Here is a 21,551-nt window from a genome sequence, read left to right as displayed (position 1 = left end):
CGTGCGAATTTGTACGAGTTGGCATCAATTGATCCCCTCTCGCTCCGTACCGCAAAGGTGGCCGCCGTGACGCAGCTGACCCCCGAGGAGGCCCGCCGGACGGCGGCCGAGGCCTGGATCTGGGGATTCCCGGTCCTCGACAACTACCGCACGATGTACCCGCAGGCGATCGACGCCGACGACCCCCGGTACGTGGGCGGGTTCGGCCGCTTCCGGCACTACTCGGAGCCGTTCACCCCGGACAACACCGACGTCGTGACGCCGAACAACGACACCCCGTACTCCGTCGGCTGGCTCGACCTGCGCGCCGAGCCGTACGTGATCTCCGTACCGGCCGTCGACCGCTACTACGTCATCCCGCTGCACGACCTCGACACCACGTACGTCGGCTTCGTCGGCTCCCGGACGACCGGCCAGGCCGCGGGTGACTACCTCGTCGCCGGCCCCGGCTGGCGCGGCGAGGTCCCCGAGGGCATCGCGGGCGTCCTGCGTCCCGACACCTTCCTCGTCGGCATCATCGGCCGCACCTACCTGGCGGGCCCCGAGGACGTGCCCGCGCTCCGGGCGATCCAGGAGCGGTACGTGCTCCGCCCCCTCTCCACCTACACCGACACGGCCGCCCCGCACCCCGTCGACGAACCGGTCTGGCCCGTCTGGCGCGAAGAGGACCTCGACAGCGTCGAGTTCTTCACGCTCCTCGACTTCCTGCTCCAGTTCTTCCCCGTCCTGGAACGGGAGCGCGGACTGCGCGACCGCCTCGCGGCGCTCGGGGTGTCGGGGACGGGCGAGTTCGAACCGGCCGCGCTCGCCCCGGAGATCAGGACGGCGGTCGAGCAGGGCATCGCCGACGCCCGCGCCCGCCTGGCGGAGGCCGAGACGGACGTCTCGTACCATCTCTTCGGCACCCGCGAGGAGCTCGGCGACGACTACCTGGTCCGCGCGACCTCGGCCGACAAGGGCCTGTACGGGCTCCCCGCCGCCGAAGCCTGGTACAGCGGCTGGATGACGGACGACCGGGGCAACACGCCGCCCACCGGCGCCCACGACCACGTCGTCCACTTCCCCGCCGGACAGCTGCCCCCGGCCCGCTTCTTCTGGTCGCTCACCCTCTACCGGCTGCCCGAACGGCTGCTCTCCGCCAACGAGATCGACCGCTACTCGATCGGCGACCGGACGCCGGGGCTCGTGTACGACGACGACGGCGGCCTCACCCTGTACGTACGGAAGGACCGCCCGTCCGACCCCAAGCAGGCCGCGAACTGGCTGCCCGCCCCGGACGGCCCGTTCAGCCTCGTCGTCAGGGCGTACGGCCCCGATCCCTCGGTCCTCGACGGCTCCTGGAAGCTCCCGCCGCTCACCGTCACGGACTGAAGCGCTCGCTATCGTCTCCGGCCATGAGCACCTTCACCGCAGACGCATGGCCGGAACCTCCCCTCGCCGGCACCGAGGCCGAAGCGATACTCGGCGCCCTCGAACGCCAGCGGGCCACGCTGGCGTGGAAGTGCTCCGGCCTCGACGCCGCGGGCCTCCGCGCAACGGTGGGGGCCTCCGCCGTCACCCTGGGCGGCCTGCTCAAGCACCTGGCACACGTGGAGGACAGCCACTTCGCCCGGCTGTGGCTCGCCGCCCCCGTCGGCCCGCCCTGGGACACCGTCGACTGGGACGCCACGCCCGACTGGGCCTACCGCTCCGCCGCCGACGACACCCCCGAGCAACTGCGCGCGCTCTGGCAGGAGTCGGCCGACCGCTCCCGCACCGTCGTCGCCGCGGCGCTCGCCGAGGGCGGCCTCGACCAGCTCGGCGCCTACGTCACGCGGAGCGGGGAGCGCCCCAACCTCCGCCGGATCCTCCTGGATCTCGTCGAGGAGTACGCCCGCCACGCCGGTCACGCCGACATCATCCGCGAATCGGTGGACGGCCTGACGGGCGAGGACCCCGGGCAGTAGGCAGAGAGGTACCGGGTCACTTCCTCCTGCGGGGTCACGTCCTCCTGCGGGGTCACGCCCTCCTGCGGGCCGCCCAGGCCACCGCGCCCAGGGAGGCGGCGCCGCTCGCGATGCCGAGGACGGCGCCGGCGAGGACGTCGCCGGGGTAGTGGACGCCGGTGTGCACCCGCGAGTAGCCCACGGCCCCCGCGAGGACGCCGAGCGGCACGGCGGCGGGCGGGAGGACCACACCCACGGCGGTCGCGAAGGCGACCGCCGACGCGGTGTGCCCGGACGGGAACGAGGCCGAGTCGGGCATGGGGACGTGCCGGCTCACCACGACACGGGCCGCCTCCCGGTCCGGCCGCGGCCTGCGGACCAGCCGCTTGCCGAGGAGGTTGGCCGAGGCCGAGGCCACGGTGATGGCCCCGACGCCCGCGAGGGCGGCGACGCGGGGCCGGCCCGGGAGGAGCGCGAGCCCCGCGGCGACGGCGAACGAGATCTTCGAGTTGTCGGCCGCCGAGGACAGGCGGCGCAGCGCCGTGTCGAGGGTGGGGGTCGGTGTGGCGGCCACGGCCGCGTAGACGGCGCCGTCGACGGCGCGGAGGTCGTGCAGGACGGCCCGGAGAGTGGTCCTGGGCTCGGCCGTCTCCGCTGTCATGTCCGTCATGCGCGGCTCCTTGCTTCGTTCTCTTTGTCAGCTCTGGTGGGGCGTGTGGGGCGTGTGGAAGGCGAGGGCCGTGATCCGGCGCCAGTCGAGGGGCGGCGGGGGCACCACCGTCCCGGGCCGGTCCCGGGGCACGCGGACGCGCAGCGCGCCGGGACGCAGGGTGCAGACGACGGGGGTGGGGAGGGTGAGGGCCTCGCCGTCGACGGCGACGGAGATCGTGGCGACCTCCTCGGCGCTCTTGGGGGTTCTCGGATCGGCCACGACCTCGACCCTACGGGCCGTCAGGACGTTCAGGCCGGTCGCCTGGGTCCCCCGTACCGCCAGCTCGGCGGCCTGCGCCGCGCCGTCCACGCGGATGCCGATGACCCCGAGCTCGCCCAGGTCGAGACGCGGGCGGTGGGCCTCGGTGGTGTCGATGAGGTCGGGAGCGGCGTACGGGTTGTTGCTGACGAGGAGCGCCTGCTGCCCGGGGAGCCGGGTGGTGTCGGCGGTCGCGTCGAGACGGTCCCCCTCACCGCCCTGGAGCAGGTCGGGGAGGGTGGACAGGGCGGTGCCCGCCTTCGCGTCGCGGTACTCGGGACGCTGCACGACCTCCGCGTACACCCCGAAGGAGACCGTGTTCACGAACGGCCGCCCGGCGACGGACCCGAGGTCGACCCGGAGCTCCTCGCCGTCCGTCAGGGCGTCGAGGCAGGTCGACGGGTCGTTGCGGTCGAGGCCGAGGTCCATGGCGAAGTGGTTGCGGGTGCCGGCCGAGATGACGAGGAACGGCAGGTCGTGCTCGGCGGCGACCTCGGCGACCAGCGCCTGCGTGCCGTCGCCGCCGGCCACGCCGAGCAGGTCGGCGCCGTCGGCGACGGCCTCGCGGGCGAGCGCGGTGACGTCGGTGTGCGCGCTCGGGTCGAGCAGCACCACCCGCGCGCCGAGCGCCTCGGCCCGGGCGACCAGGTGGAAGCGCTCTACCTTCCCGCCGCCGGACTTCGGGTTCATGATCAGGACGGGGTTACGGGGCGGGGGCGCCGGTTCGCCGCGCATCACGAGCGTCCGCTCGACGTCCGGGCGGCGCAGGGCGACGCGGGCGGAGAACAGGGCGACGGACCACAGGCCGAGCGCCACGAGCGCGTTGAGCCAGACGCCGCCGACGACGTACAGCACGAAGACCGCGGCCGGTGCGCCGAGCGCCAGCACCGCGCCGAGGAAGCGCATCGGGCCCCGGTGCGCGAGGAACCACCAGATGCCGACGGCGGAGACGGCGAGGCCGACGAGACCGCTCAGGAGGATCAGCAGACCCCCGCCCAGGGCGGTCAGGAGCGCTGCGACGGCCATGACGGCCGCCGCGAGCGCGCACCGCGCCATCCTCCGGGCCGCCCGCATCGGATCACCGGCTTGGTTCGTCGCCACCGACTCCAGCACCTCCACGCCCCCCCACCTCCGCACTCCGGAACCACACTCCTCCACGGTCCCTCAGGTCGCGCGCCGGAGGGACCCATTCGGCGTAAAAAGATCAAGGTTTCACGGGGTGGTGTGCGGCGTGGTGTGCGCGGCGTGGTGTGCGGCCAGCCCCAGGCGCGCGAGGGCCTCCTCGCCCCTGGCGGCGTGCTCGCCCCCGGCGAGGAGCAGGGAACGGGCCGCCTGATAGCGCGAACCGGCCGCCTCGAAGGCCGTCGCCGTGGCGAGCAGGCGCGGCAAGTCGCCGTCGAGGAGGGCCTCGGCGCGGTCCAGGTGGGCGGTGGCGACCGGATTGCCGGTGACGACGGACCGGGCGGCGGCGATACGGGCCCTGGCCTCGGCCTCGGGGTGCCCGGCGAGGACCGAGGCCTCGGCCCTGACGGAGACGTACCAGTGGAGCCAGATCCAGGTGACCCACTTCCACACGTCCTCCGGCTCCGGCGCGAGCCGGTCGAACGCGGCGGGCGCGTCGCCCTCGTGGAGCAGGACCACGGCGTCGAGAAGGGCGCCATAGCCGTGGCGGTACTCCTCCGCCGTCCCCGCGCGGCCGACGATCCCGAGCCACTCGGCGCGGGCGGCCCGGTCGCCGCGCAGCCCGTGGACCATGGCGACGGAGGCGGCAGCCGGGCCGAGCGAGAAGGACTGCTGGCGACCGGTCCGCTCCCAGGCGTCGAGGAACCGGGCGCTCCCGGTGAGCACGTCCTCGACGCGGCCGGCGAAGGCGTCCGCGACGAGGAGCCAGGAGGTGGCGTGATGCCCCACCTCGGCGAGGAGCGGATGCCCGGCGAGCTCCCGCCCGTACCGGCGCGCCTCGGCAAGTTCCCCGACGCCGAGGGCGGTGCCGGAGGCCATCGCGAGCGCGTCGAGCAGCTCGTGCGTACGGGCCGGGGCCGGGGCGAGCGGCGCGAGGAGCGCCACCCGCCGCCGCGCGGCCCCGGCGGCACCGAACGCCTCCCCCGCCCAGCTCCGCGCCCCCGACAACGCGTCGAGCGCGGCGGACTCGGCGACGGGGTCCCCGGCCTCCCGGGCCAGCAGGACGGCCCGCTCGGCCGAGGCGACGGTCTCGTCGACGGTGTTCTCGGTACCGCCCTGAACGGCCCCGAAGGCGTCGAAGTCGACGGCGGCGCGGGCGAGCGCGAGGGCGGCGGGGGTAGCGGCGGAGGTGGCGAGGCCCCGGGCCTTCGTCAGCAGCGCGCGTATCTCCTCCAGGGGCGGGAGACGGGTGAACTCGCTCGAAAACCGGTAGGCGGTCGTCGCCGCCGTCGCCAGGTCGCGGGCCGCGGCGGCGAGGTCGCCCGCCGCTTCGCCCGCTTCGGCCGCCGCGCGGTGCAGGCGGTACATGTCGTCGCCCAGGCGGCGGCAGCCGGCCACCGCGGCGGCCTGCCGGAGAGGGGCGGCCGGATCGGTGTCGGCGAGCGCGGCGGCCTGCTCGTACCGGGCCTGGGACTCGCCGAGGAGGTTGCGGGTGAACGAGGCCTCCGCCAGGGCGAGGGCCAGGCGGTGGGCGTCCGTACGGTGCTCGGGGCGGGACGCCGCCCAGGTCAGGGCCGCCCTGAGGTCCTCCGCCACGGCGTCGAAACGCGGCCGCCAGTCCGCTTCGGGCGCTGATGCCGATGCCTGTGCCTGTGCCTGTGCCTGTGCCTCTGCTGATCCCGCAGCGAGCAGGAGCAGCTCCGACGCGGTGGACAACGACCACGTCAGGTGGCGTGACCGAACCGTCGCCGACTCCGTCGTCGGCTCCGTCCCGCCCTCCTCCGCCAGGCGCTCGGCGCCGTACTGACGGATCGTCTCCAGGGCCCGGTAGCGCGTGCCCCCGGCCGACGGCACCACCGTGAGCAGGCTCTGTTCCGCCAGCCGCCCCAGTCCGTCCGCGACGTCGTCCGCCGCCAGTGGCGCGAACCCCGCCACCTCGGCCGCCGCCCCCGCCGTGAACGGCAGCACGAACACCGACACCCGCCGCAGCAGCGCCCGGTCGCCCGGCGCGAGCAGGTCGTGGCTCCAGTCCAGGACCGCGCGCACCGACCGGTGCCGGTCGGCGGCCCTCGGACCCCCCGCCAGCACCCTCAGCTGGTCGGACAGCCCCGCCACGAGCCCGTCCAGACCGAGCGTCGGCCACCGCGCCGCCGCCAGTTCGATCGCCAGCGCCATCCCGTCGAGCCGCTCGCACAGGGCGACGACCGTGTCCCGTACCCCCGGATCCAACGGTACGAGCCCGACCGCCGACGCCCGTTCGAGGAACAGCTCGACCGCGTCCGACTCCCCTCCCCCGTCCTGCGACAGCGGCGGCACCGCGAAGACCCGTTCGAACGGCACCATCAGCCGTGCCCGGCTCGTCACCAGGACCCGGACGCCCGGGCAGGCGGCGAGCAGCCGTTCCAGGAACGGCGCCACCCCGTCCCGTACCTGCTCGCAGTTGTCCCAGACGAGCAGCGCCCGCCGGTCCGCGAGCGCGGCCACCACCGTGTCGTCGACGCCGCGCCCCGGCTGCTCGCCGACGCCCACCGCCGCAGCGACCGCCGCGCCCACCCGGCCGGGGTCGGTGACCGGCGCGAGGTCGACGAACCACACCCCGTCGGCGAACTCAGCCGCGAGCTCCGCCGCCACCGCGAGCGCCAGCCGGGTCTTGCCCACGCCGCCCGGCCCGACCGCCGTGACCTGGCGGTACGCCTTCACCGCCGCCGTCAGCTCGCCCCGTTCCCGTATCCGCCCGACGAACGACGTCAGCGGCGCGGGGAGGGGGGAGGGCGCGAGCGCGGCCGGGGTCTGTTCCGCCGCGCGGCGCGAGAGTGCCCGCCGGTCCGGGAGTTCCAGCTTCCGCAGCAGAGCGGAGACGTGCGACTCCACCGTGCGTACGGAGATGAACAACCGCGCGGAGATCTCCGCGTTGCTGAGGTGCTCCCCGAGGAGCGCGAGCACCTCGGCTTCCCGGGAGGAGATCGCTGGGGTGGTCACGTGATCAGTATCGACCGAGGCGCCAGGACTCCGTGGTGCTTTCCGTGGTGCTTTCCGTGGTCACCACGGAGGCGGGATCCGTCGCCGTGGCCGAAGGTGGAACCACGCCAAACGGCCGAAGGCGAAAGCCGGAAGCCGAAGGCCAAGAGCCGAACGACGAACGACGAACGACGAACGATCCCCAGGAGCGCTCACCATGACCGGTACGTCCCCCACCCAGGGCATCAAGACCGTCCTCCACCCCGTCTCCGACCTCGACAAGGCCAAGGCCGTCTACTCCGCCCTCCTCGGCGTCGAACCGCAGGTCGACGGCCCGTACTACGTCGGTTTCGAGGCCGCGGGCCAGCACATCGGCCTGCTCCCGGGCGGCGGCCCGCAGGGTCTGACCTCCCCGGTCGCCTACTGGCACGTGGACGACATCGAGGCGAAGATCGGCGAGCTGACCGCCGCGGGCGCCACCGTGAAGGACCCGGCGAACGACGTCGGCGGCGGCCGGCTCGTCGCCACCGTCCTCGACGCGGACGGCAACCTCCTCGGCCTCGTCCAGGACAGCTGAGCGAGCGCCGACCGATGACGACCGCACCCCGCTCCCGCGCCCAGCGCCGCCACGACACCGAGCACCGGCTCGCCCACGACGTCGACGTCTGGGTGGCCAGCGCCTCGGCGGACGGCCTGCCCTACCTCGTACCGCTCTCCTTCGACTGGGACGGCGAGGCCCTGCTCGTCTCGACCCCGGCGAACAGCCCGACCGGACGGAACATGGCCGCGACCCGGCGCGTCCGGGTCGGCCTCGGGCACACCCGCGACGTGTCGATGATCGACGGCACGGTGGAGGTCCTGGAGATGGACGCGCTGCCGCGGGACCGGGGTGACCGGTTCGCCGCCCGCACGGGCTTCGACCCGCGCACGCTCACGACCCCGTACCGCTGGTTCCGCATCACCCCGCACCGCGTCCAGGCGTGGCGCGAGGTGGACGAGCTCCCGGAGCGCGAACTGATGCGCGCGGGGCTCCCGGTGACGTAACCCGTCCCCGGTGACGTAACCCGTCCCCTCCGGCCGTCACCCGGACGGCCGAACCCGGCTCGTGCCCCACCCCCCGCCCCGTCAGGCTCCAGAGGAAGCGGCGCGGCGGAAGGGGCACGGGGTGAGGGTGCGGTTGCGGAAGCGCGGACGACTACGGAAGCTCGGCCGCCCCACCGCGTCGGACGTCACCTCGGGTGCCGTGACCGGCCTGTTCTCGATCCCCGAGGGCATGGCGTACGCGGCCATCGCCGGCTTCAACCCGGTCGCCGGCCTGTACGCGGGCGTGGTCCCGGCCGTCGTCGGCTCCCTCACCTCCCGCACCGTCCTCATGGTCACCACCCTGACCAGCGCCATCGCGCTCACCTCGCAGAGCGTCCTGTCGGACGCGGGCCTCGACCCGAAGGACGCGGGGAACATCGCGCTCCTGACGGTGATGGTCGGCGCGGTGATGCTGCTGATGGGGGCGCTGAAGCTCGGCGCGGTGATGAGCTTCGTCTCGAACGCCGTGATGACCGGCTTCTCGACCGGCATCGCGCTCCAGATCATCACCGGCGTCCTGAAGGACGCGACCGGCTACAAACCGCAAGGCCACAACAAGCTGTACCAACTGGGGAACTGGCTCTGGCACCTCCCCGACTGGAAACTCGCCGCCACGCTCACCGCCGTCGCCACGATCGCGGTGTGGGCGCTGTCGCGCACGGTCAAACGCCTCGAACCGGTGGCGCTCCTGATCGCGATGGTGACGGTGAGCGTGGCGGTCGCGCTCCTGTCCACACCCGTGGAACTGGTGAAGGACATCGCCTCGATCCCCGCCTCACTCCCCTCCTTCACCGCCCCCGACCTCTCCGCCGCGCCCGCCCTCCTCGGGGGCGCGGTGTCCGTGGCCCTCGTCGCCCTGGCCCAGTCCGCCGGCATCGCCCCCTCGATGCCGAACCCGGACGGCTCGCGCTCCGACATCAACGGCGACTTCCGCTCACAGGGGTACGCGAACCTCGCCGGCGGCCTGTTCCAGGCGCTGCCCTCGGGCGGCTCCATGTCCCGTACGGGCGTCGCCGTCTCCGCCGGGGCCCGCACCCGCTGGGCAGGCGTGGTCTCCGGAGTCTTCCTGGCCCTGGTCGTCCTTCTCTGCGGCTCCCTCGCCGAACGCATCCCGATGCCGGTGATCGGCGGCCTGATCCTCGTCGTCGGCGGCGAACTGATCTGGGGAAAGCGCCACGACATAGCCCTGGTCCTGCGCACGTCCCGGATGTCGGCGGCGGCGATGATCCTCACCTTCCTCGCCACCACCCAGCTCCCGCTCCAGCAGGCGATCATCCTCGGCGCGGTCCTCTCCCTCCTCCTGTACTGCGCCCAGGCCGCCCGCCAGGCCCGCCTGGTCGCCCTGGTCCGCCGCCCCGACGGCCACTGGGAGACAGCCGACCCGCCGCGCGCCCTCACCCCCGGCGAGGTCACGGTCCTCGACTACGCGGGCTCGTCCTTCTTCGCCGAGCTCCCCCGCATCGAGGCCCAACTCCCGGAGCCCGCCGAGGGAGCGACCCTGATCCTCGCCGTACGCGCCCTCCCCGACGTCCCGTCCTCGGCGATGCTCAAACTCCTCGACCGCTACGCGAAGACCCTCGCCGACGCGAACGCCCGCCTGATCCTCTGCGGCGCCCACCCCGCCCTCGTACGCCTCCTGCAACGCTCCGGCACAGCCACCCACCTGGCCCCCGAAGACATCGTCCCGGCAACCCCGGAACTCCTCGGCCCCCTGAACACGGCCCTGGACAGGGCCTTGTCCAGGCCCCGCCCCCCGGCCCCGCCGCACACCAAGGGCCCCTGAGGAAGCCCTCGGACGACGAAGCGCCCCACCCGGTCACCACCAGGTGGGGCGCTCCGCAGCAGGTCAGAGCAGAACGGTCAACTCACGCTCATGCCTCGGTCCGGCCACTGGCCGCGCTCCTCGCGCATGGCGTTGATCTTCCGGGACGCCTTGAGAAACGCATAGTCCGTCAGACCGTCGTCGGCCGAGGACGTGCGAGATTCCTTCCCCATGGTCAGCTGCCGCGTGAACTTGTCCGGATCGCCCCCGAACTCGTAGCGGACCAGCTCCCCGTCCTCGGAGATCTTCCGGAAGTAGACGAGCGCGGCCACTAGTCCGACCGCTCACGCCTCGACCGGCTGAGCTGGTCATCACAGGCCTGCGGGCGCCGTCGCAGCCCTTCCGGTGTGAAGGTGAACGCCTCCGCCAGAGGGGCGTCGCCGAGCCGTGCGGCAAGCAGAGCGGGCTCCGTCCGCTCTGGAGGCCATGGTGCGTCAGACCCGTCCGTGCCATTCCAGAGGTGAAAGAAGAGCATCGGCTGCCGCACGTCCTCGGTGAAGTAGCCGAGAACCTTGCCGTAGTGCGGATTGGTTCCGCCGATCAGTACCGAAGGCTGCCCGTAGCGGCTGGTCACGTCCGACCAGCTCCGGTCTGAGACCACCCAGTCGCCGACGGTCGCGCGAAGGCGGGCGTACTCCTCGCCGGTCAGCAGCCGGTCGGCCGTCAACCAGCCCTGCCGCCGCGCAAACTCCGTGTAGAGAGATGCCATGCCGCACTCCTGGTCATCAGGAAGGAACTCGGCGAAAGCACGGCTCAGCCCCGTGGAGCTCCAAGCTCCCCGAGCCTCCAGGGCGGTCCGTTCCTCGATCCACGCCTCCGGCCGCCGCTCCACGAAGAGCAAGTGGTCCAGCAGAACTCTGATGGTCGCCTCCCCGCCCATCATGCCGATGCGGCGCAGCCCCATGTCGACTTTCCCGACGAGGTACGCGTGTATGTCGTCCGACGAAGCGAGGTCACTGGTTGGGGGCACAAAGGGAGTCTGCCGTACCAACACTGGCTGTCAGAGGCGTCGGGCAGGATGCCCGGCATGAACGAGCACGACGAGTTGATCGAGCGCGTCTCGACCAGGGTTACCACAAGCGCAGGGCGTCGACCGCCGGTCACCGCCGACGCCCTCGCCAGGGCCGAGGAACGGCTTGGCTTCCCCCTGCACCCCCTCCTGGCCGCGCTCTACCGGCGGGTGGGGGACGGGGGCTTCGGCCCCGACTACACGCTCTTCCCTCTCGCTCGAACAACAGCGACCGAGGAAGACACCGTGGTCGACGGCTACCTCGACCGCATACCGCCTGCCGACGCGGACACCTGGTGGTCCTGGCCCAAGGGAGTCGTGCCGATTCTCGACTGGGGCTGCGCCATGATCGCCGCTGTCGACTGCCTGAGCGAGGACGGAACGGTCCTGCTCTTCGAGCCGAACGCGATCACCGGTCAGGACCCCGCCGGCGCCTGGTTCGTCGATGCGGGAAGCCTGGCCACATGGCTGGAGACGTGGCTGGCCGGCACCGGCTGGTACGAGGAGGACCTGATCGACCAGGAGTTCGACATGCCACCGTGGGCGGATGCCGCCTCCCGCTTGTAGCCGGAGCGGCCGGTCCCTGTCCCCTCAGACGTCTTCGGCTGTCCCGTCCGCTCACGCACGGGTCCCGGGACGACGGAGCGCCCCGACCGGTCGTAACCGGTCGGGGCGCTCCGTAGCAGGTCAGAGGGTTTCCCTCGCCTGCCGTAGGTAGGCCGTGTGGGACTCGAACCCACAACCAATGGATTAAAAGTCCACTGCTCTGCCAATTGAGCTAACGGCCCTCGCTCAAGCACACCTGAGCAGCATAGCCGGAGAGGCCCCCGGAACCGATCGGGTATCCGACACGAGGCGTGGTGCGTGCACGCCGGTTCCGGGGGACGGGGGGAAGGGGTGGACGGTGGGTCAGTACAGGCCCTTGTAGACGTTCCAGCCGCCGCCGAGCCGGTAGCGGCTGCCGTAGCCGCTGCCGCAGGTGCCCTGGTGGACGTAGAGGGAGCCTGTCGTGTCGCGGCCGACGAGGTCGGGGCAGGCGTCGCCCGAGATGTCGCCGACGCCGGTCAGGGCGGAGTACATGTTCCAGCCGGAGCCGATCCGTTCGCGCGGGAGCATCCCGCCGGTCGCCGTGCCGCGGTAGCGCCACAGGGCGCCCGTGCCGTCGACGGCGACCAGGTCGGCGCGGCCGTCGCGGTTCATGTCGCCGGCGCCGACGATCTTCTTGTAGACCTTCCAGTTCGTGCCGATCCGGATCCGGGGCTTCAGGCGGTGGTCCGCCGTCCCGCCGAACACGTACATGTCGCCGGTCGTCGTCTGACGCGCGACCAGGTCCGCGAACCCGTCGCCGTCGATGTCGCCCGGGGACGTCAGGACGTCGTACTGTCCCCAGCCCGTGCCGACCAGCGTGTACGGCGACGCGCCCGAGAGGACCTTGTCGCAGCCCGGCCGGTACGACCGCAGCTGGTCGCCGACGCGGACCAGGACGTCCGCGCAGCCGTCGGCGTTCACGTCGCCGGACGGGACGAACAGCGAGGCGGTCGGGAACTTCACGCCCGTACCCGCGATCCGCCCGGAGAGCGAACCGAACTGGTTGCCCCGGTACATCGAGACGACCCCGGTCGTGTCCATCACGAGCAGGTCGCCCGCGCCGTCCTTGCCCGCCATGTCACGCCAGGCCGGCTGGCCGCCGGAGACCTTGACCGTCCCGGTGAGCGTCAGGTCCTGGCCCTTGCCGTCGGCCGTACGGGCCGTCAGCTCCCAGGCGTACGAGCCGTTCGGCACCGGCGACCCGCTCGCCGTCCGGCCGTCCCAGACCGGCGGCACGACACGGCCCCGGGTCTCGTTGGCCCGGTACGTGCGGATCACGGTCCAGCTGACGGGGTAGCGAAGGGTCAGCTCCCAGTTCGACGCGGGCTTCGACAGCGCCCAGGAGGCCTTCCAGCCGTCCTTCGACCGCGCGGTGGCCGGCGCGCCCGACGAGGGGACGGTGAGGTCGGAGGTCGGCACGTTCGTCCACACCGCGTGGACGAGGTTCCTGGCGTCCTTGTACGCGACGGCGCCGCCGAAGCGGTCCACCGTCCACGCCTCCCGCCGCGCCGCGGCCACCTGCGTGGCGACGACGAAGCGGCGGACCGACGTGACCTTGTCCGTGTGGAAGTCGGTGAGCCGCAGGTACCCGTCGGTGCCCCGCTCCACGAGGTATCCGTCGCCGAGCAGCCCGCCCGTGGCGACACCGGCCGCCAGGGGGACGGCCTTGCTCGTGGCGAGGTCGTACACGCCCTGCTTGGCGAAGCCCGCGCACGCCCAGTACAGCCAGCGGCCGGCGGTCTGGAGCTCCGTCAACGGGCATCCGGAGTTCGTGGCGATCCTGCCGAGGGCCTTGCCGGTGACCAGGTCGACGCCGCCGATCTCGCCCGTCACTGCCGTCGACGTGTAGAGCCGGTCGCCCCACAGCGCCGCGGCCGTCTGCTGCGCCCGCGTCTGGACGGTCCTCGCCGTGTCCAGGTCGACGACGAGCATGTCCTGCCCGGTGAGGACCTGGCCCTGCGCGGTCGCCCGGCCCGTCTGGAAGACGGCCCACCGGCCGAAGACGTCGGCGATCCGGCCTTCGCTCCGCCCGGTCGTGACACGGGTCGTCGTGCCGTTCGCGCGGCGCGCGACGACGTCGAGCGGCCCGGTCGCGGTCGCCCGCGCCAGGTGGACCGTCCGCCCGTCACCGCTGTCGAACAGCGGGGTCGCGGCCTCCAGGCGGCCCGTCTCCGCCCCGGCCCACGCGGGCCCGGACTGGCCGGTGTGCACGGGGCCGACCGGGAGCGTCCGGGAGTGGAAACCGGCCTTGCCGGTGTCGGGCTCCAGGGTGGACAGCCGGCCCGAGCCGAGCGCGAGCGCGTCGACCCGCGCCTCCAGGGGCTCCACCCGGCGCAGCTTCTCGACGGCGGGGGCGCCGCCGCCCTTGCCCGGGACGGCCTTGAGCAGGGACCAGTCCGCGGCGGACGTGCCGCCGACGAAGGCCGCTCCCCCGCCGGGTATCTGCGTCAGCTCCGCCTCGGCCTTGTCCACGATCGGCTGCGTCCGCCCGTCCGGGTGGAGCGCGACGAGCCGCCGCTTGAGGGAGGCGTCGGCGCCGGTGGCCTCGCCGAGCGCCAGGACCCACTCGCCGACCAGGGCGATACGGGTGGCACTCAGGCCCTCGGAGAGGGCGACGGTCTGCTCGGCGCCGTCCGGCGCGGCGAGCTCCCGCACGTGCACCGTGCGGGAGCCGTCGACCCAGGCGATCCGGTCGGGGCTGACGGCGACGCCGTTGCCGTCCGGGGCGGGAGCGGGGATCACGGTCATCCGCCCGGTGCGCAGGTCCACCACGCCGAGGTCGCTCGGGGCGTACGGCTCCGGGGTCCCGTCCGGGCTCGGCGCGGCCACCCGGCCGAAGCGGAGGACGGCCACGGACGCGTCGCCCGCGACGAGCCGCGCCCGGTCCAGGTCGGCCCCGGCGGGCCAGCCGGTCACGGCGACCGGGGCGGCCGCCTGGTCGGCGGCGCTCCGCAGGACGAACCCGGTCGTCGTGGTGGCGTCGGCGGCGGAGGCGTACGTCTGGAAGAGCAGCGTCTCGCCGAGCAGCGCCCGGTAGCGGGCGTCCGACGGCACGGAGAGCGCCTGCTCGGTGCCGGTCGTCAGGTCGCGCACGGAGGTGGCCGAGTTGCGGCGCACGGCGAGGTAGCGCCCGCCGGTGCCGGCCTCGGCGAAGGTGCCGTGCCCGGCCTCGTACGCCCCGTACCCCAGGGGGACGCTCGCGCCGCTCGCGAAGTCGGTCCACACGAGGGGCCCGCCGGGCGCGGCCCCGGCGGCCTCCGTGGCGTGCGCGTAGCCCGCCGGGCCGAGGGCGGTGACGATCTCGTGGCGGGGAACGGCCCGCCAGTTGGGCGTGATGTCGAGCTGGTCGATGCCGACGATCGGCGCGGCCTGCGCGGTCACGGCGGTCGGGAGACCGACGGCCGAGGCGAGGAGCGCTGCGGCGAGGACGGCGGTACGCGCGCGCGGGCGCCGCGCGCGGGTGAGACGAGACAAGGAGGCCCCTCCCCGGGGGAAACCTGGAGTGCGGAAAGGGCGGAGGAGACTCCACCGGCCCCCCGGCCCGCGCCCCCGCCCACGTCAACCGGGCGAGCGTAACCCGTCGGGCGCCGGTATAGACGGCGGAAACGGGGCAGGGCCCGTACCAGCACCGAAGTGCTCGTACGGGCCCTGCCTCTGTGTCAGGTCACACGGACTCAGCCGTTGCGCTTCCAGCGCGGCTTGTCGTCGCGGCGGCCGAAGCCACCGGTCGAACCGGCCGGGCCGGAGCCGCGGTGGTCGTCACGACGGCCGTAGGGGCGGTCGCCGCCACCGGAGCGGAAGCCACCGGACGGGCGGTCGTCACGACGGTCGCGGTTGAACGGACGGTCGCCGCCACCGGAGCGGAAGCCACCGGAGGGACGGTCGTCGCGGCGGAAGCCACCACGGTCACCGCCGCGGTCGCCACCACGGTCGCCACCGCGGTCGTCGCGGTTGAAGCCGCCGGAGGGGCGGTCGTCACGACGGAAGCCGCCGGAGGGACGGTCGTCGCGGCGGAAGCCGCCACGGTCGCCACCGCGGTCGCCACCGCGGTCGTCACGGTTGAAGCCACCGGACGGACGGTCGTCACGACGGAAACCACCGGAGGGGCGGTCGTCACGACGGAAACCACCGGACGGGCGGTCGTCGCGGCGGAAGCCACCACGGTCACCGCCGCGGTCGCCACCACGGTCGTCACGGTTGAAGCCACCCGAGGGACGGTCATCGCGACGGAAGCCGCCGGAGGGACGGTCGTCACGACGGAAACCACCGGACGGACGGTCGTCGCGGCGGAAGCCGCCACGGTCACCACCGCGGTCGTCACGGCGGAAGCCACCACGGTCGCCACCGCGGTCGCCGCCACGGTCACGGCGCTCGTAGTTGCCACGCTCGTCGCGGAACGCCGGGCGCTCCTCGCGACGCTGCTCCTCGGCGCGAGCGGCACGCTCGGCCTCGACGGCGGCGGCCGCGACCTCGGCCTCGGCGGCCTCGGTCACCTCGGCGACAGCGGCCTCGGGGTCCTCGCCGCGCTCACGGGCGGCGCGGGCCACCAGGCGGTCGGCCTCCTCGCGGAGCTCGACGGCACGGCGCTGGAGACGCTCGAGCTGCTTGGTCAGGTCGACGACCTCGCGCTCGGCCTGCTTGGCCGAGTTGTTCGCGGAGTCGGCCTGGACCTCGGTCAGCGAACGGGCGCCGGTGATCTCGGCGACCTCCGGGTCGAAGGCGCCGGCACCGCCGACGATGTGGCGCGTGGCGTCGACGCCCGCGTCCTCCATCAGACGGAAGATCTGACGGCGCTGGTGCGGCAGGGCCAGGGAGACCACGACACCGGAGCGGCCGGCACGGGCGGTACGGCCCGAGCGGTGCAGGTAGTCCTTGTGGTCGCCGGCCGGGTCCACGTTGAGGACCAGGTCGATGCCGTCGACGTGGATGCCGCGGGCGGCGACGTCGGTCGCGACGAGCGCGTTGACGTAGCCGTCCTTGAAGTCGGCCAGGGTGCGCGTACGGGCGCCCTGGGTCATGCCGCCGTGCAGCGCGTCGGCCTTCACTCCGGACTCGCGGAGCTGCTCGGCGATGCGGTCGGCGCCCAGCTGGGTGCGGACGAAGATGATCGTGCGGCCCTTGCGGGCGGCGATCGCGGCGGTGACCGGGGCCTTGTCCTTCGGCTTCACGACGAGGACGTGGTGGGTCATGGTCGTGACGGCACCGGCGGACGGGTCGACCTCGTGCGTGATCGGGTCCACCAGGTAGCGCTTCACGAGGGTGTCGATCTCGTTCTCCAGCGTCGCGGAGAAGAGGAGGCGCTGACCGCCGGCCGGAACCTGGTCGAGCAGCTCGGTGACCTCGGGCAGGAAGCCCAGGTCGGCCATCTGGTCGGCCTCGTCGAGGACGGCGACCTGGACGTTCTCGAGGGAGCAGGCGCCGCGGTTGATGATGTCGCGCAGACGGCCCGGGGTGGCGACGAGGACGTCGACGCCGCGCTCCAGCGCGTAGATCTGGTTGCCCATGGACGTACCGCCGCAGACGACCTTCATCTTGAGGCCGAGCACGTCACCGTACGGCTGGAGGGCGTCCGCGACCTGCATCGCGAGCTCACGGGTCGGGGTGAGGATGACGCCGCGGGGCTTCTTCTTGTCGGTGTGACCGCCGGCCAGGGTGGCGAGCAGCGGGAGACCGAAGGAGAGGGTCTTGCCGGAGCCGGTACGGCCACGGCCGAGGATGTCCTTGCCGGCCAGGGCGTCCGGGATGGTCGCCGCCTGGATCGGGAAGGGGGTGGTGACGCCGTTCTGGGCGAGCTTGCGCACGACGCCCTCGGGCAGACCGAGGTCGCCGAAGGTGATGGTGGGCTCGTCGGACTCCTCGGAGTCCTCGTCGGTGTCGACGTCGTCCGCGTCGATGTCGTCGGTGTCGTCGATGTCGTCGGCCTCGAAGTCGAGGGCCTCGACGACGTCGGCGGTGTCCGCGATCTCGGCGGTCTCGGAGGCGGCTACGGCCTCGACGATCTCGTCGTTCTCGGGCATGACGGCGTGGTCAGAACTGAAAATGGACATGCGAAATGCGAAACCTTCCGGAGTCTCGGCACGCGCCCGTCAACTCCGTGAATTCGCAAATCGACCGCCTCAATGCGGTCAGCCACGGCTAGGGAGAGTACGCGCCACACGGCGCTCTTCTGTGTCGGCGCCGGGCAATGGGATCAAACGATCTACCACCATACGCACCCTCCCCCACCCGTGGCAAATCGGACTACGTCACACCGGTCCGGCCTGGGGCGAAGCAGCCGGTTCCGAAGGGGCTCCCGGCCCGTCCGCCGCCCGCATCCCGCCCAGCTGCGCCTCGGGACCCGGGGCCGGCGGATCGGTCGGGTTCGAGGTCGGCTCGGGCGTCGGCTCCGGGGGCGCCGTCGTCGGCTCGGGCGTCGGCTCCGGGTCGGGCGTCGTCGGCTCCGGTTCCGGCTCCGTCCCGCCACCGCCCGACGTACCGGGCTCGCCGCCGCCGTCGCCGCCGCTCCCCGCGTCGCCCCCACCGCTGCCGCCGCCGGAGCCGTCGCTCCCGCCGCCTCCGGCACCCCCGCCGTCGGCGGATCCCCCGCCCGGGCCCGTCGAGCCGCCGGAGGCCGATCCGCTGCCGCTCGCCGTGGGGAGCTTCGTCACACCGTCGATGCCGGTCGGGCCCTCCACCGGGACCTTCACGCCCGCCGAGGGGGACGTGGAGGCCGAGGGCGATCCGCTCGGCCCGGGAGACGTCGAGGTGCCGCCCTTCGCGTCGGGCTCGCCGCCCTTGTGCGGCCGGCCTCCCCAGGAGCCGTCACCCTCCTCGCCGGGGATGCCTCCGCCCCCGCCGTCGGACTCCGCCGTCGCGCCCTGCTTCCCCCCGGACGCGGCGGGCACCGGCTTCGCCCCTTCGTCGCTCACACTCATACAGCCGCTCAGACCGGCACAGGCCGCGACGGCCAGCGCGGCGGCGACCCATCTCACCGGGGTGGGCAAATGGCGCACGGGGGCACCTCCAGGACACAACAGGCAGGGAACAACGCGTCGCCCTGCCCAACTCCCCGCGCGTCACAAGAGACACGGTGCGCGCACGGCCCGGCCGCGGCGCGACCCGGCGCACCGGGCTCAGCCGTAGCCCAGCGCGTGCAGCCTGTCGTCGTCGATGCCGAAGTGGTGGGCGATCTCGTGGACCACGGTGATCTCGGTCTCCGCGACCACGTCCTCGCGCGACTCGCACATCCGCAGCGTCGGCCCCCGGTAGATCGTGATCCGGTCGGGCAGCACCCCGGCGTACCACTCACCGCGCTCGGTCAGCGGGGTCCCCTCGTAGAGCCCGAGCAGCTCGGGGTCGTCCGGGGCGGGCTCGTCCTCCACGAACACCGCGACGTTGTCCATCAGCCGGGCGAGTTCCGGGGGGATCCGGTCCAGGGCCTCGGCGACAAGTTCCTCGAACTCCTCGCGCGTCATCTCCAGCACGGGCCCATTCTCCCCCGGAAGGAGGCCCCCGCCGAGGGCGCGCCAGAACCGTTTTGGCGATACCGCCCGGCATCCCATATGCTTCTCACGTCCCCGACGCACTGAGAAGTGCGCAGGTGGGTCCGTTAGCCCTCATCGTCTAGTGGCCCAGGACGCCGCCCTTTCAAGGCGGTAGCACGGGTTCGAATCCCGTTGGGGGTACGCAGTAAACGTGTGCGAGACTAGTGCTCGCACAACGCAAGGCTCTGTGGAGCAGTTGGTTAGCTCGCCACCCTGTCAAGGTGGAGGTCGCGGGTTCAAGTCCCGTCAGAGTCGCTGAAGCTGGAAACAGCTTCGTGGCTGGGTAGCTCAGTTGGTACGAGCGATCGCCTGAAAAGCGATAGGTCGCCGGTTCGACCCCGGCCCCAGCCACAGAGAGAAGGCCCCGTTCGCAAGAACGGGGCCTTCTTCGTGTGCGCGCGGAGGGATGTGTGCCCCTGTTTCACGTGAAACAGAAGGTTTCACGTGAAACAGGGACAGGCGGCAGGCCTCAGCCTCGCCGGGTCTTACGGCTCCGCAGCGCGAAGGCGCCCGCCACCACGGCCACCACCGCGATCAGCAGCGCCCAGTCCGGCACCGCGCGGCCCAGCTCGGCGACCCGCTCCTCCACGGCGAAGGAGGTGTCCACCGACAGCAGGCCCGGCAGGGCGGTCGTCCCGTCGAAGACGAGGAAGAGCGTGCCGAGGCCGATGAAGAACAGGCCCGAGACCAGTGAGGTCGAGTGGACCTCGAAGCGCCCGACACGGATCGGGCGGCCCCGCAGCCAGCGCCTGCCGCCCAGGTCATACCGCTCCCAGAGCAGCGCGAGGACGAAGAGCGGGACCGCCATGCCCAGGGCGTACACCGCGAGGAGCAGGCCCCCGTAGGCCGGGCTCCCGCTCAGCGCCGCCACGGTGAGGACGCTGCCGAGGATCGGGCCCGCGCAGAAGCCGGCGAGGCCGTAGACGAGCCCCAGGGCGTAGACGGAGATCGCCGAGGTGGGCCGAATGCGTCCGCTGGCCTCCGCGAGCCGGCGGGAGGCGAAGCCGAGGCCGAGGATCTGGAGGACGCCGAGCCCGATGATCAGCCAGCCGCCGACGGTCACCAGGAGGTCCCGGTGGCCGTAGAAGAACCGTCCGGCGAAGGAGCCGGCCGCGCCGAGCGGGACGAGGGTGGTCGCCAGCCCCGCGTAGAGGATCCCGGTCCTGGCCACGAGCTTCGCGCGGGTGTCGATCGAGTACGCGAAGAAGGCCGGCAGGAGCAGGGCGCTGCACGGGCTGAGGAGGGCGAGCAGGCCGCCGAGGAAGGCGGCGAAGTAGCCGATTCCCGAGGTCACCGCTTCGCCTCGGTCCTGTCCTTCGCCGCCGCCGTCTTCGCCGCCGCCTCGATGGCGTCCGTGAAGGTCTCCAGGGGCTGCGCTCCGGCGATCGGCCGGCCGTTGACCAGGAAGGACGGGGTGGAGGTGGCGCCGAGGGAGTACCCCTGCTCCTGGTCCTTCTTCACGGCCGCGCGGGCCGCCGTGCCCTCGCTGTCCCGGGTGAACCGGGCGAGGTCGGCGACCCCGGCCTCCTTCGCGAGGGCGGTCAGGCGCTCCTTGCCGAAGCCCTTCTCCTTGGCCCCCTCGGCGTACGCGGCCTTGTGGAACTCCCAGAACCGGCCCTGCTGTCCGGCCGCCCAGGAGGCGCGGGCGACGGCCTCGGACTCCTCGCCGAAGATCGGGAAGTTCCGCCACTCGATGCGCAGGGTGCCCTCGTCCACGTACTTCTTCACGAGGAGGGGCTCGGTGTCGCGGGCGAACTTCCCGCAGTAGCCGCACTTGAAGTCGGCGTATTCGATCAGGACGACGGGGGCGTCGGCGCGGCCCAGGGCGAGTTTGTCGGAGGCGTCGCGGCGGGCGTACGCCTCCAGCTCGGGGTAGACGCCGGCGGACGGGTCGGCGGAGACCTCGGCGACGGACGAGGAACCGGAGGAGCCGGAGGGGTCGGGCTTGGTCGCGGTGTACGAGACGAGGCCGAGCAGCACGGCGGCGGCCACGACACCGGAGACGATCGCGACGGGCTTGGACTTGCTCTTGGTGCTGGACATGCGGAAACGCTCCTGAGGGAGGGCGGGGAAGGAGGACGGACGACCGGCGGGGGCCGTCCGTCTAGACCCTCAGGACCGACAGCTCCAGGGGGGTGGGCGCGGCGCGCCCGGGCGGCTCGCGGCCCGGCGCCGCTTCCCGGCCCGGCTCCCGCGCGGGTCCGGCCGCGCAGGTCGCCCGGTCGGCGGCGAGGGCCGGGAGGACCTCGGCGAACCCGTGCGCGCGCGGCGGTACGGCGGGGGCTGAGGCGCCCGCGCCGACGGCGTGCCCGGGGTCGCAGGAGGGGGACAGGGCCTGGGCGACGGCGTGCGGGACGGCGGCGGTCGCCACCACCGGGACGGCCGTACGCGTCGGGACGGCCGTACGGGTCGGGGCCGCCGTCCCGGAGAGGAGCAGCCCCAGCACCAGGCCCGCGAGCGCGGCGACGGCCGCCAGGGCGCGGGTGGTGCGGAACATGCGAAACCCCTCGGATCCGGTCAGTGCGGGCTCCACAGTACGCACCCGGCGCTC

General features: G+C 73.2%; 18 protein-coding genes and 4 tRNA genes. 9 read left to right on the top strand and 13 right to left on the bottom strand.

Annotated elements, in window-relative coordinates; genetic code table 11:
• Window positions 1-66 precede the first annotated feature (66 nt).
• A complete protein-coding gene (locus tag ACFC0Z_RS21630; RefSeq protein ID WP_376440232.1) occupies window positions 67-1,371 on the top strand; it encodes a DUF1254 domain-containing protein in 1,305 nt (434 codons plus the stop codon).
• A gap of 23 nt (window positions 1,372-1,394) precedes the next feature.
• Entirely contained in the window at window positions 1,395-1,946 is a 552-nt protein-coding gene (locus ACFC0Z_RS21625; protein ID WP_376440229.1) for a DinB family protein, read from the top strand.
• 52 nt (window positions 1,947-1,998) lie between these two features.
• On the opposite strand, the gene ACFC0Z_RS21620 is transcribed toward ACFC0Z_RS21625, so the two are convergent.
• The 3 genes from ACFC0Z_RS21620 to ACFC0Z_RS21610 all read right to left on the bottom strand — a co-directional run bounded on the left by ACFC0Z_RS21620 (window position 1,999) and on the right by ACFC0Z_RS21610 (window position 6,996).
• Complete coding sequence (locus tag ACFC0Z_RS21620; protein ID WP_376440227.1) at window positions 1,999-2,595, bottom strand: phosphatase PAP2 family protein; 597 nt, start codon at window positions 2,593-2,595, stop codon at window positions 1,999-2,001.
• 27 nt (window positions 2,596-2,622) lie between these two features.
• Window positions 2,623-3,969: a diacylglycerol/lipid kinase family protein gene (locus ACFC0Z_RS21615; protein WP_376440331.1), complete on the bottom strand. Its 1,347-nt coding sequence runs from the start codon at window positions 3,967-3,969 to the stop codon at window positions 2,623-2,625.
• 138 nt (window positions 3,970-4,107) lie between these two features.
• The gene (locus tag ACFC0Z_RS21610) at window positions 4,108-6,996 is read right to left on the bottom strand and encodes a LuxR C-terminal-related transcriptional regulator (protein WP_376440225.1); all 2,889 of its coding nucleotides are present in this window, start codon (window positions 6,994-6,996) and stop codon (window positions 4,108-4,110) included.
• A gap of 196 nt (window positions 6,997-7,192) precedes the next feature.
• Here ACFC0Z_RS21610 and ACFC0Z_RS21605 point away from each other — a divergent pair, with 196 nt between their 5' ends.
• The 3 genes from ACFC0Z_RS21605 to ACFC0Z_RS21595 all read left to right on the top strand — a co-directional run bounded on the left by ACFC0Z_RS21605 (window position 7,193) and on the right by ACFC0Z_RS21595 (window position 9,841).
• Window positions 7,193-7,552, top strand: coding sequence for a VOC family protein (locus tag ACFC0Z_RS21605; RefSeq protein WP_376440223.1), 360 nt, complete (start codon window positions 7,193-7,195; stop codon window positions 7,550-7,552).
• A 14-nt stretch (window positions 7,553-7,566) separates the two neighbouring features.
• Window positions 7,567-8,019 carry a pyridoxamine 5'-phosphate oxidase family protein gene (locus ACFC0Z_RS21600; RefSeq protein WP_376440220.1) on the top strand — a complete coding sequence of 151 codons (453 nt, stop codon included), beginning with the start codon at window positions 7,567-7,569 and terminating at the stop codon, window positions 8,017-8,019.
• Window positions 8,020-8,140: 121 nt separating this feature from the next.
• Window positions 8,141-9,841 carry a SulP family inorganic anion transporter gene (locus ACFC0Z_RS21595; protein WP_376440217.1) on the top strand — a complete coding sequence of 567 codons (1,701 nt, stop codon included), beginning with the start codon at window positions 8,141-8,143 and terminating at the stop codon, window positions 9,839-9,841.
• Window positions 9,842-9,918: 77 nt separating this feature from the next.
• On the opposite strand, the gene ACFC0Z_RS21590 is transcribed toward ACFC0Z_RS21595, so the two are convergent.
• The gene (locus ACFC0Z_RS21590; protein WP_376440215.1) at window positions 9,919-10,152 is read right to left on the bottom strand and encodes a hypothetical protein; all 234 of its coding nucleotides are present in this window, start codon (window positions 10,150-10,152) and stop codon (window positions 9,919-9,921) included.
• A complete protein-coding gene (locus ACFC0Z_RS21585; protein WP_376440212.1) occupies window positions 10,152-10,784 on the bottom strand; it encodes a hypothetical protein in 633 nt (210 codons plus the stop codon). Before ACFC0Z_RS21585 ends, ACFC0Z_RS21590 begins: the two co-directional genes overlap by 1 nt.
• Window positions 10,785-10,907: 123 nt before the next feature.
• On the opposite strand from ACFC0Z_RS21585, the gene ACFC0Z_RS21580 reads away from it, so the two are divergent.
• A complete protein-coding gene (locus ACFC0Z_RS21580) occupies window positions 10,908-11,456 on the top strand; it encodes an SMI1/KNR4 family protein (RefSeq protein WP_376440210.1) in 549 nt (182 codons plus the stop codon).
• Between the two features lie 148 nt (window positions 11,457-11,604).
• Here ACFC0Z_RS21580 and ACFC0Z_RS21575 read toward each other — a convergent pair.
• The 5 genes from ACFC0Z_RS21575 to ACFC0Z_RS21555 form a co-directional block, all read right to left on the bottom strand.
• Window positions 11,605-11,677: transfer RNA gene (locus tag ACFC0Z_RS21575), tRNA-Lys, on the bottom strand.
• Between the two features lie 121 nt (window positions 11,678-11,798).
• Complete coding sequence (locus tag ACFC0Z_RS21570) at window positions 11,799-14,951, bottom strand: FG-GAP-like repeat-containing protein (protein ID WP_376440207.1); 3,153 nt, start codon at window positions 14,949-14,951, stop codon at window positions 11,799-11,801.
• Between the two features lie 200 nt (window positions 14,952-15,151).
• Window positions 15,152-17,524 (bottom strand): DEAD/DEAH box helicase, encoded by a 2,373-nt coding sequence (locus ACFC0Z_RS21565; RefSeq protein WP_376440204.1) that lies wholly within the window; start codon window positions 17,522-17,524, stop codon window positions 15,152-15,154.
• 198 nt (window positions 17,525-17,722) lie between these two features.
• A complete protein-coding gene (locus ACFC0Z_RS21560; protein WP_376440201.1) occupies window positions 17,723-18,469 on the bottom strand; it encodes a hypothetical protein in 747 nt (248 codons plus the stop codon).
• A gap of 120 nt (window positions 18,470-18,589) precedes the next feature.
• Window positions 18,590-18,940, bottom strand: coding sequence for a metallopeptidase family protein (locus ACFC0Z_RS21555; RefSeq protein ID WP_376440198.1), 351 nt, complete (start codon window positions 18,938-18,940; stop codon window positions 18,590-18,592).
• 128 nt (window positions 18,941-19,068) lie between these two features.
• Between ACFC0Z_RS21555 and ACFC0Z_RS21550 the strand changes: the two genes are divergently transcribed.
• The 3 genes from ACFC0Z_RS21550 to ACFC0Z_RS21540 all read left to right on the top strand — a co-directional run bounded on the left by ACFC0Z_RS21550 (window position 19,069) and on the right by ACFC0Z_RS21540 (window position 19,351).
• Window positions 19,069-19,141 (top strand) — tRNA-Glu (locus ACFC0Z_RS21550).
• A 40-nt stretch (window positions 19,142-19,181) separates the two neighbouring features.
• Window positions 19,182-19,255 (top strand) — tRNA-Asp (locus ACFC0Z_RS21545).
• 22 nt (window positions 19,256-19,277) lie between these two features.
• Window positions 19,278-19,351: transfer RNA gene (locus ACFC0Z_RS21540), tRNA-Phe, on the top strand.
• A 118-nt stretch (window positions 19,352-19,469) separates the two neighbouring features.
• Here the strand turns inward: ACFC0Z_RS21540 and ACFC0Z_RS21535 are convergent.
• From ACFC0Z_RS21535 to ACFC0Z_RS21525, 3 genes are all read right to left on the bottom strand, one after another.
• Complete coding sequence (locus ACFC0Z_RS21535) at window positions 19,470-20,294, bottom strand: cytochrome c biogenesis CcdA family protein (protein ID WP_376440196.1); 825 nt, start codon at window positions 20,292-20,294, stop codon at window positions 19,470-19,472.
• On the bottom strand, window positions 20,291-21,043 hold the full coding sequence (locus ACFC0Z_RS21530; protein WP_376440193.1) for a DsbA family protein: 753 nt from the start codon (window positions 21,041-21,043) through the stop codon (window positions 20,291-20,293). The genes ACFC0Z_RS21535 and ACFC0Z_RS21530 overlap by 4 nt, the downstream gene beginning before the upstream one ends.
• A 61-nt stretch (window positions 21,044-21,104) precedes the next feature.
• Window positions 21,105-21,497: a hypothetical protein gene (locus ACFC0Z_RS21525; RefSeq protein ID WP_376440191.1), complete on the bottom strand. Its 393-nt coding sequence runs from the start codon at window positions 21,495-21,497 to the stop codon at window positions 21,105-21,107.
• Window positions 21,498-21,551: the final 54 nt, after the last annotated feature.

It is taken from the genome of Streptomyces sp. NPDC056144, assembly GCF_042264145.1.
GTDB lineage: Bacteria > Actinomycetota > Actinomycetes > Streptomycetales > Streptomycetaceae > Streptomyces.
The sequence above is the reverse complement of the archived record's forward strand: the minus strand, read 5'-3'. Positions and strand labels throughout refer to the sequence as shown.

What these genes read in the sequence shown, in the direction of transcription:
- ACFC0Z_RS21600 (WP_376440220.1), top strand. Translation starts at nt 7,567, where the DNA reads ATGACGACCGCACCCCGCTCCCGCGCCCAGCGCCGCCACGACACCGAG.
- ACFC0Z_RS21530 (WP_376440193.1), bottom strand. Translation starts at nt 21,043, where the DNA reads ATGTCCAGCACCAAGAGCAAGTCCAAGCCCGTCGCGATCGTCTCCGGT.
- ACFC0Z_RS21625 (WP_376440229.1), top strand. Translation starts at nt 1,395, where the DNA reads ATGAGCACCTTCACCGCAGACGCATGGCCGGAACCTCCCCTCGCCGGC.
- ACFC0Z_RS21525 (WP_376440191.1), bottom strand. Translation starts at nt 21,497, where the DNA reads ATGTTCCGCACCACCCGCGCCCTGGCGGCCGTCGCCGCGCTCGCGGGC.
- ACFC0Z_RS21615 (WP_376440331.1), bottom strand. Translation starts at nt 3,969, where the DNA reads ATGCGGGCGGCCCGGAGGATGGCGCGGTGCGCGCTCGCGGCGGCCGTC.
- ACFC0Z_RS21565 (WP_376440204.1), bottom strand. Translation starts at nt 17,524, where the DNA reads ATGTCCATTTTCAGTTCTGACCACGCCGTCATGCCCGAGAACGACGAG.
- ACFC0Z_RS21620 (WP_376440227.1), bottom strand. Translation starts at nt 2,595, where the DNA reads ATGACGGACATGACAGCGGAGACGGCCGAGCCCAGGACCACTCTCCGG.
- ACFC0Z_RS21580 (WP_376440210.1), top strand. Translation starts at nt 10,908, where the DNA reads ATGAACGAGCACGACGAGTTGATCGAGCGCGTCTCGACCAGGGTTACC.
- ACFC0Z_RS21585 (WP_376440212.1), bottom strand. Translation starts at nt 10,784, where the DNA reads ATGGGGCTGCGCCGCATCGGCATGATGGGCGGGGAGGCGACCATCAGA.
- ACFC0Z_RS21605 (WP_376440223.1), top strand. Translation starts at nt 7,193, where the DNA reads ATGACCGGTACGTCCCCCACCCAGGGCATCAAGACCGTCCTCCACCCC.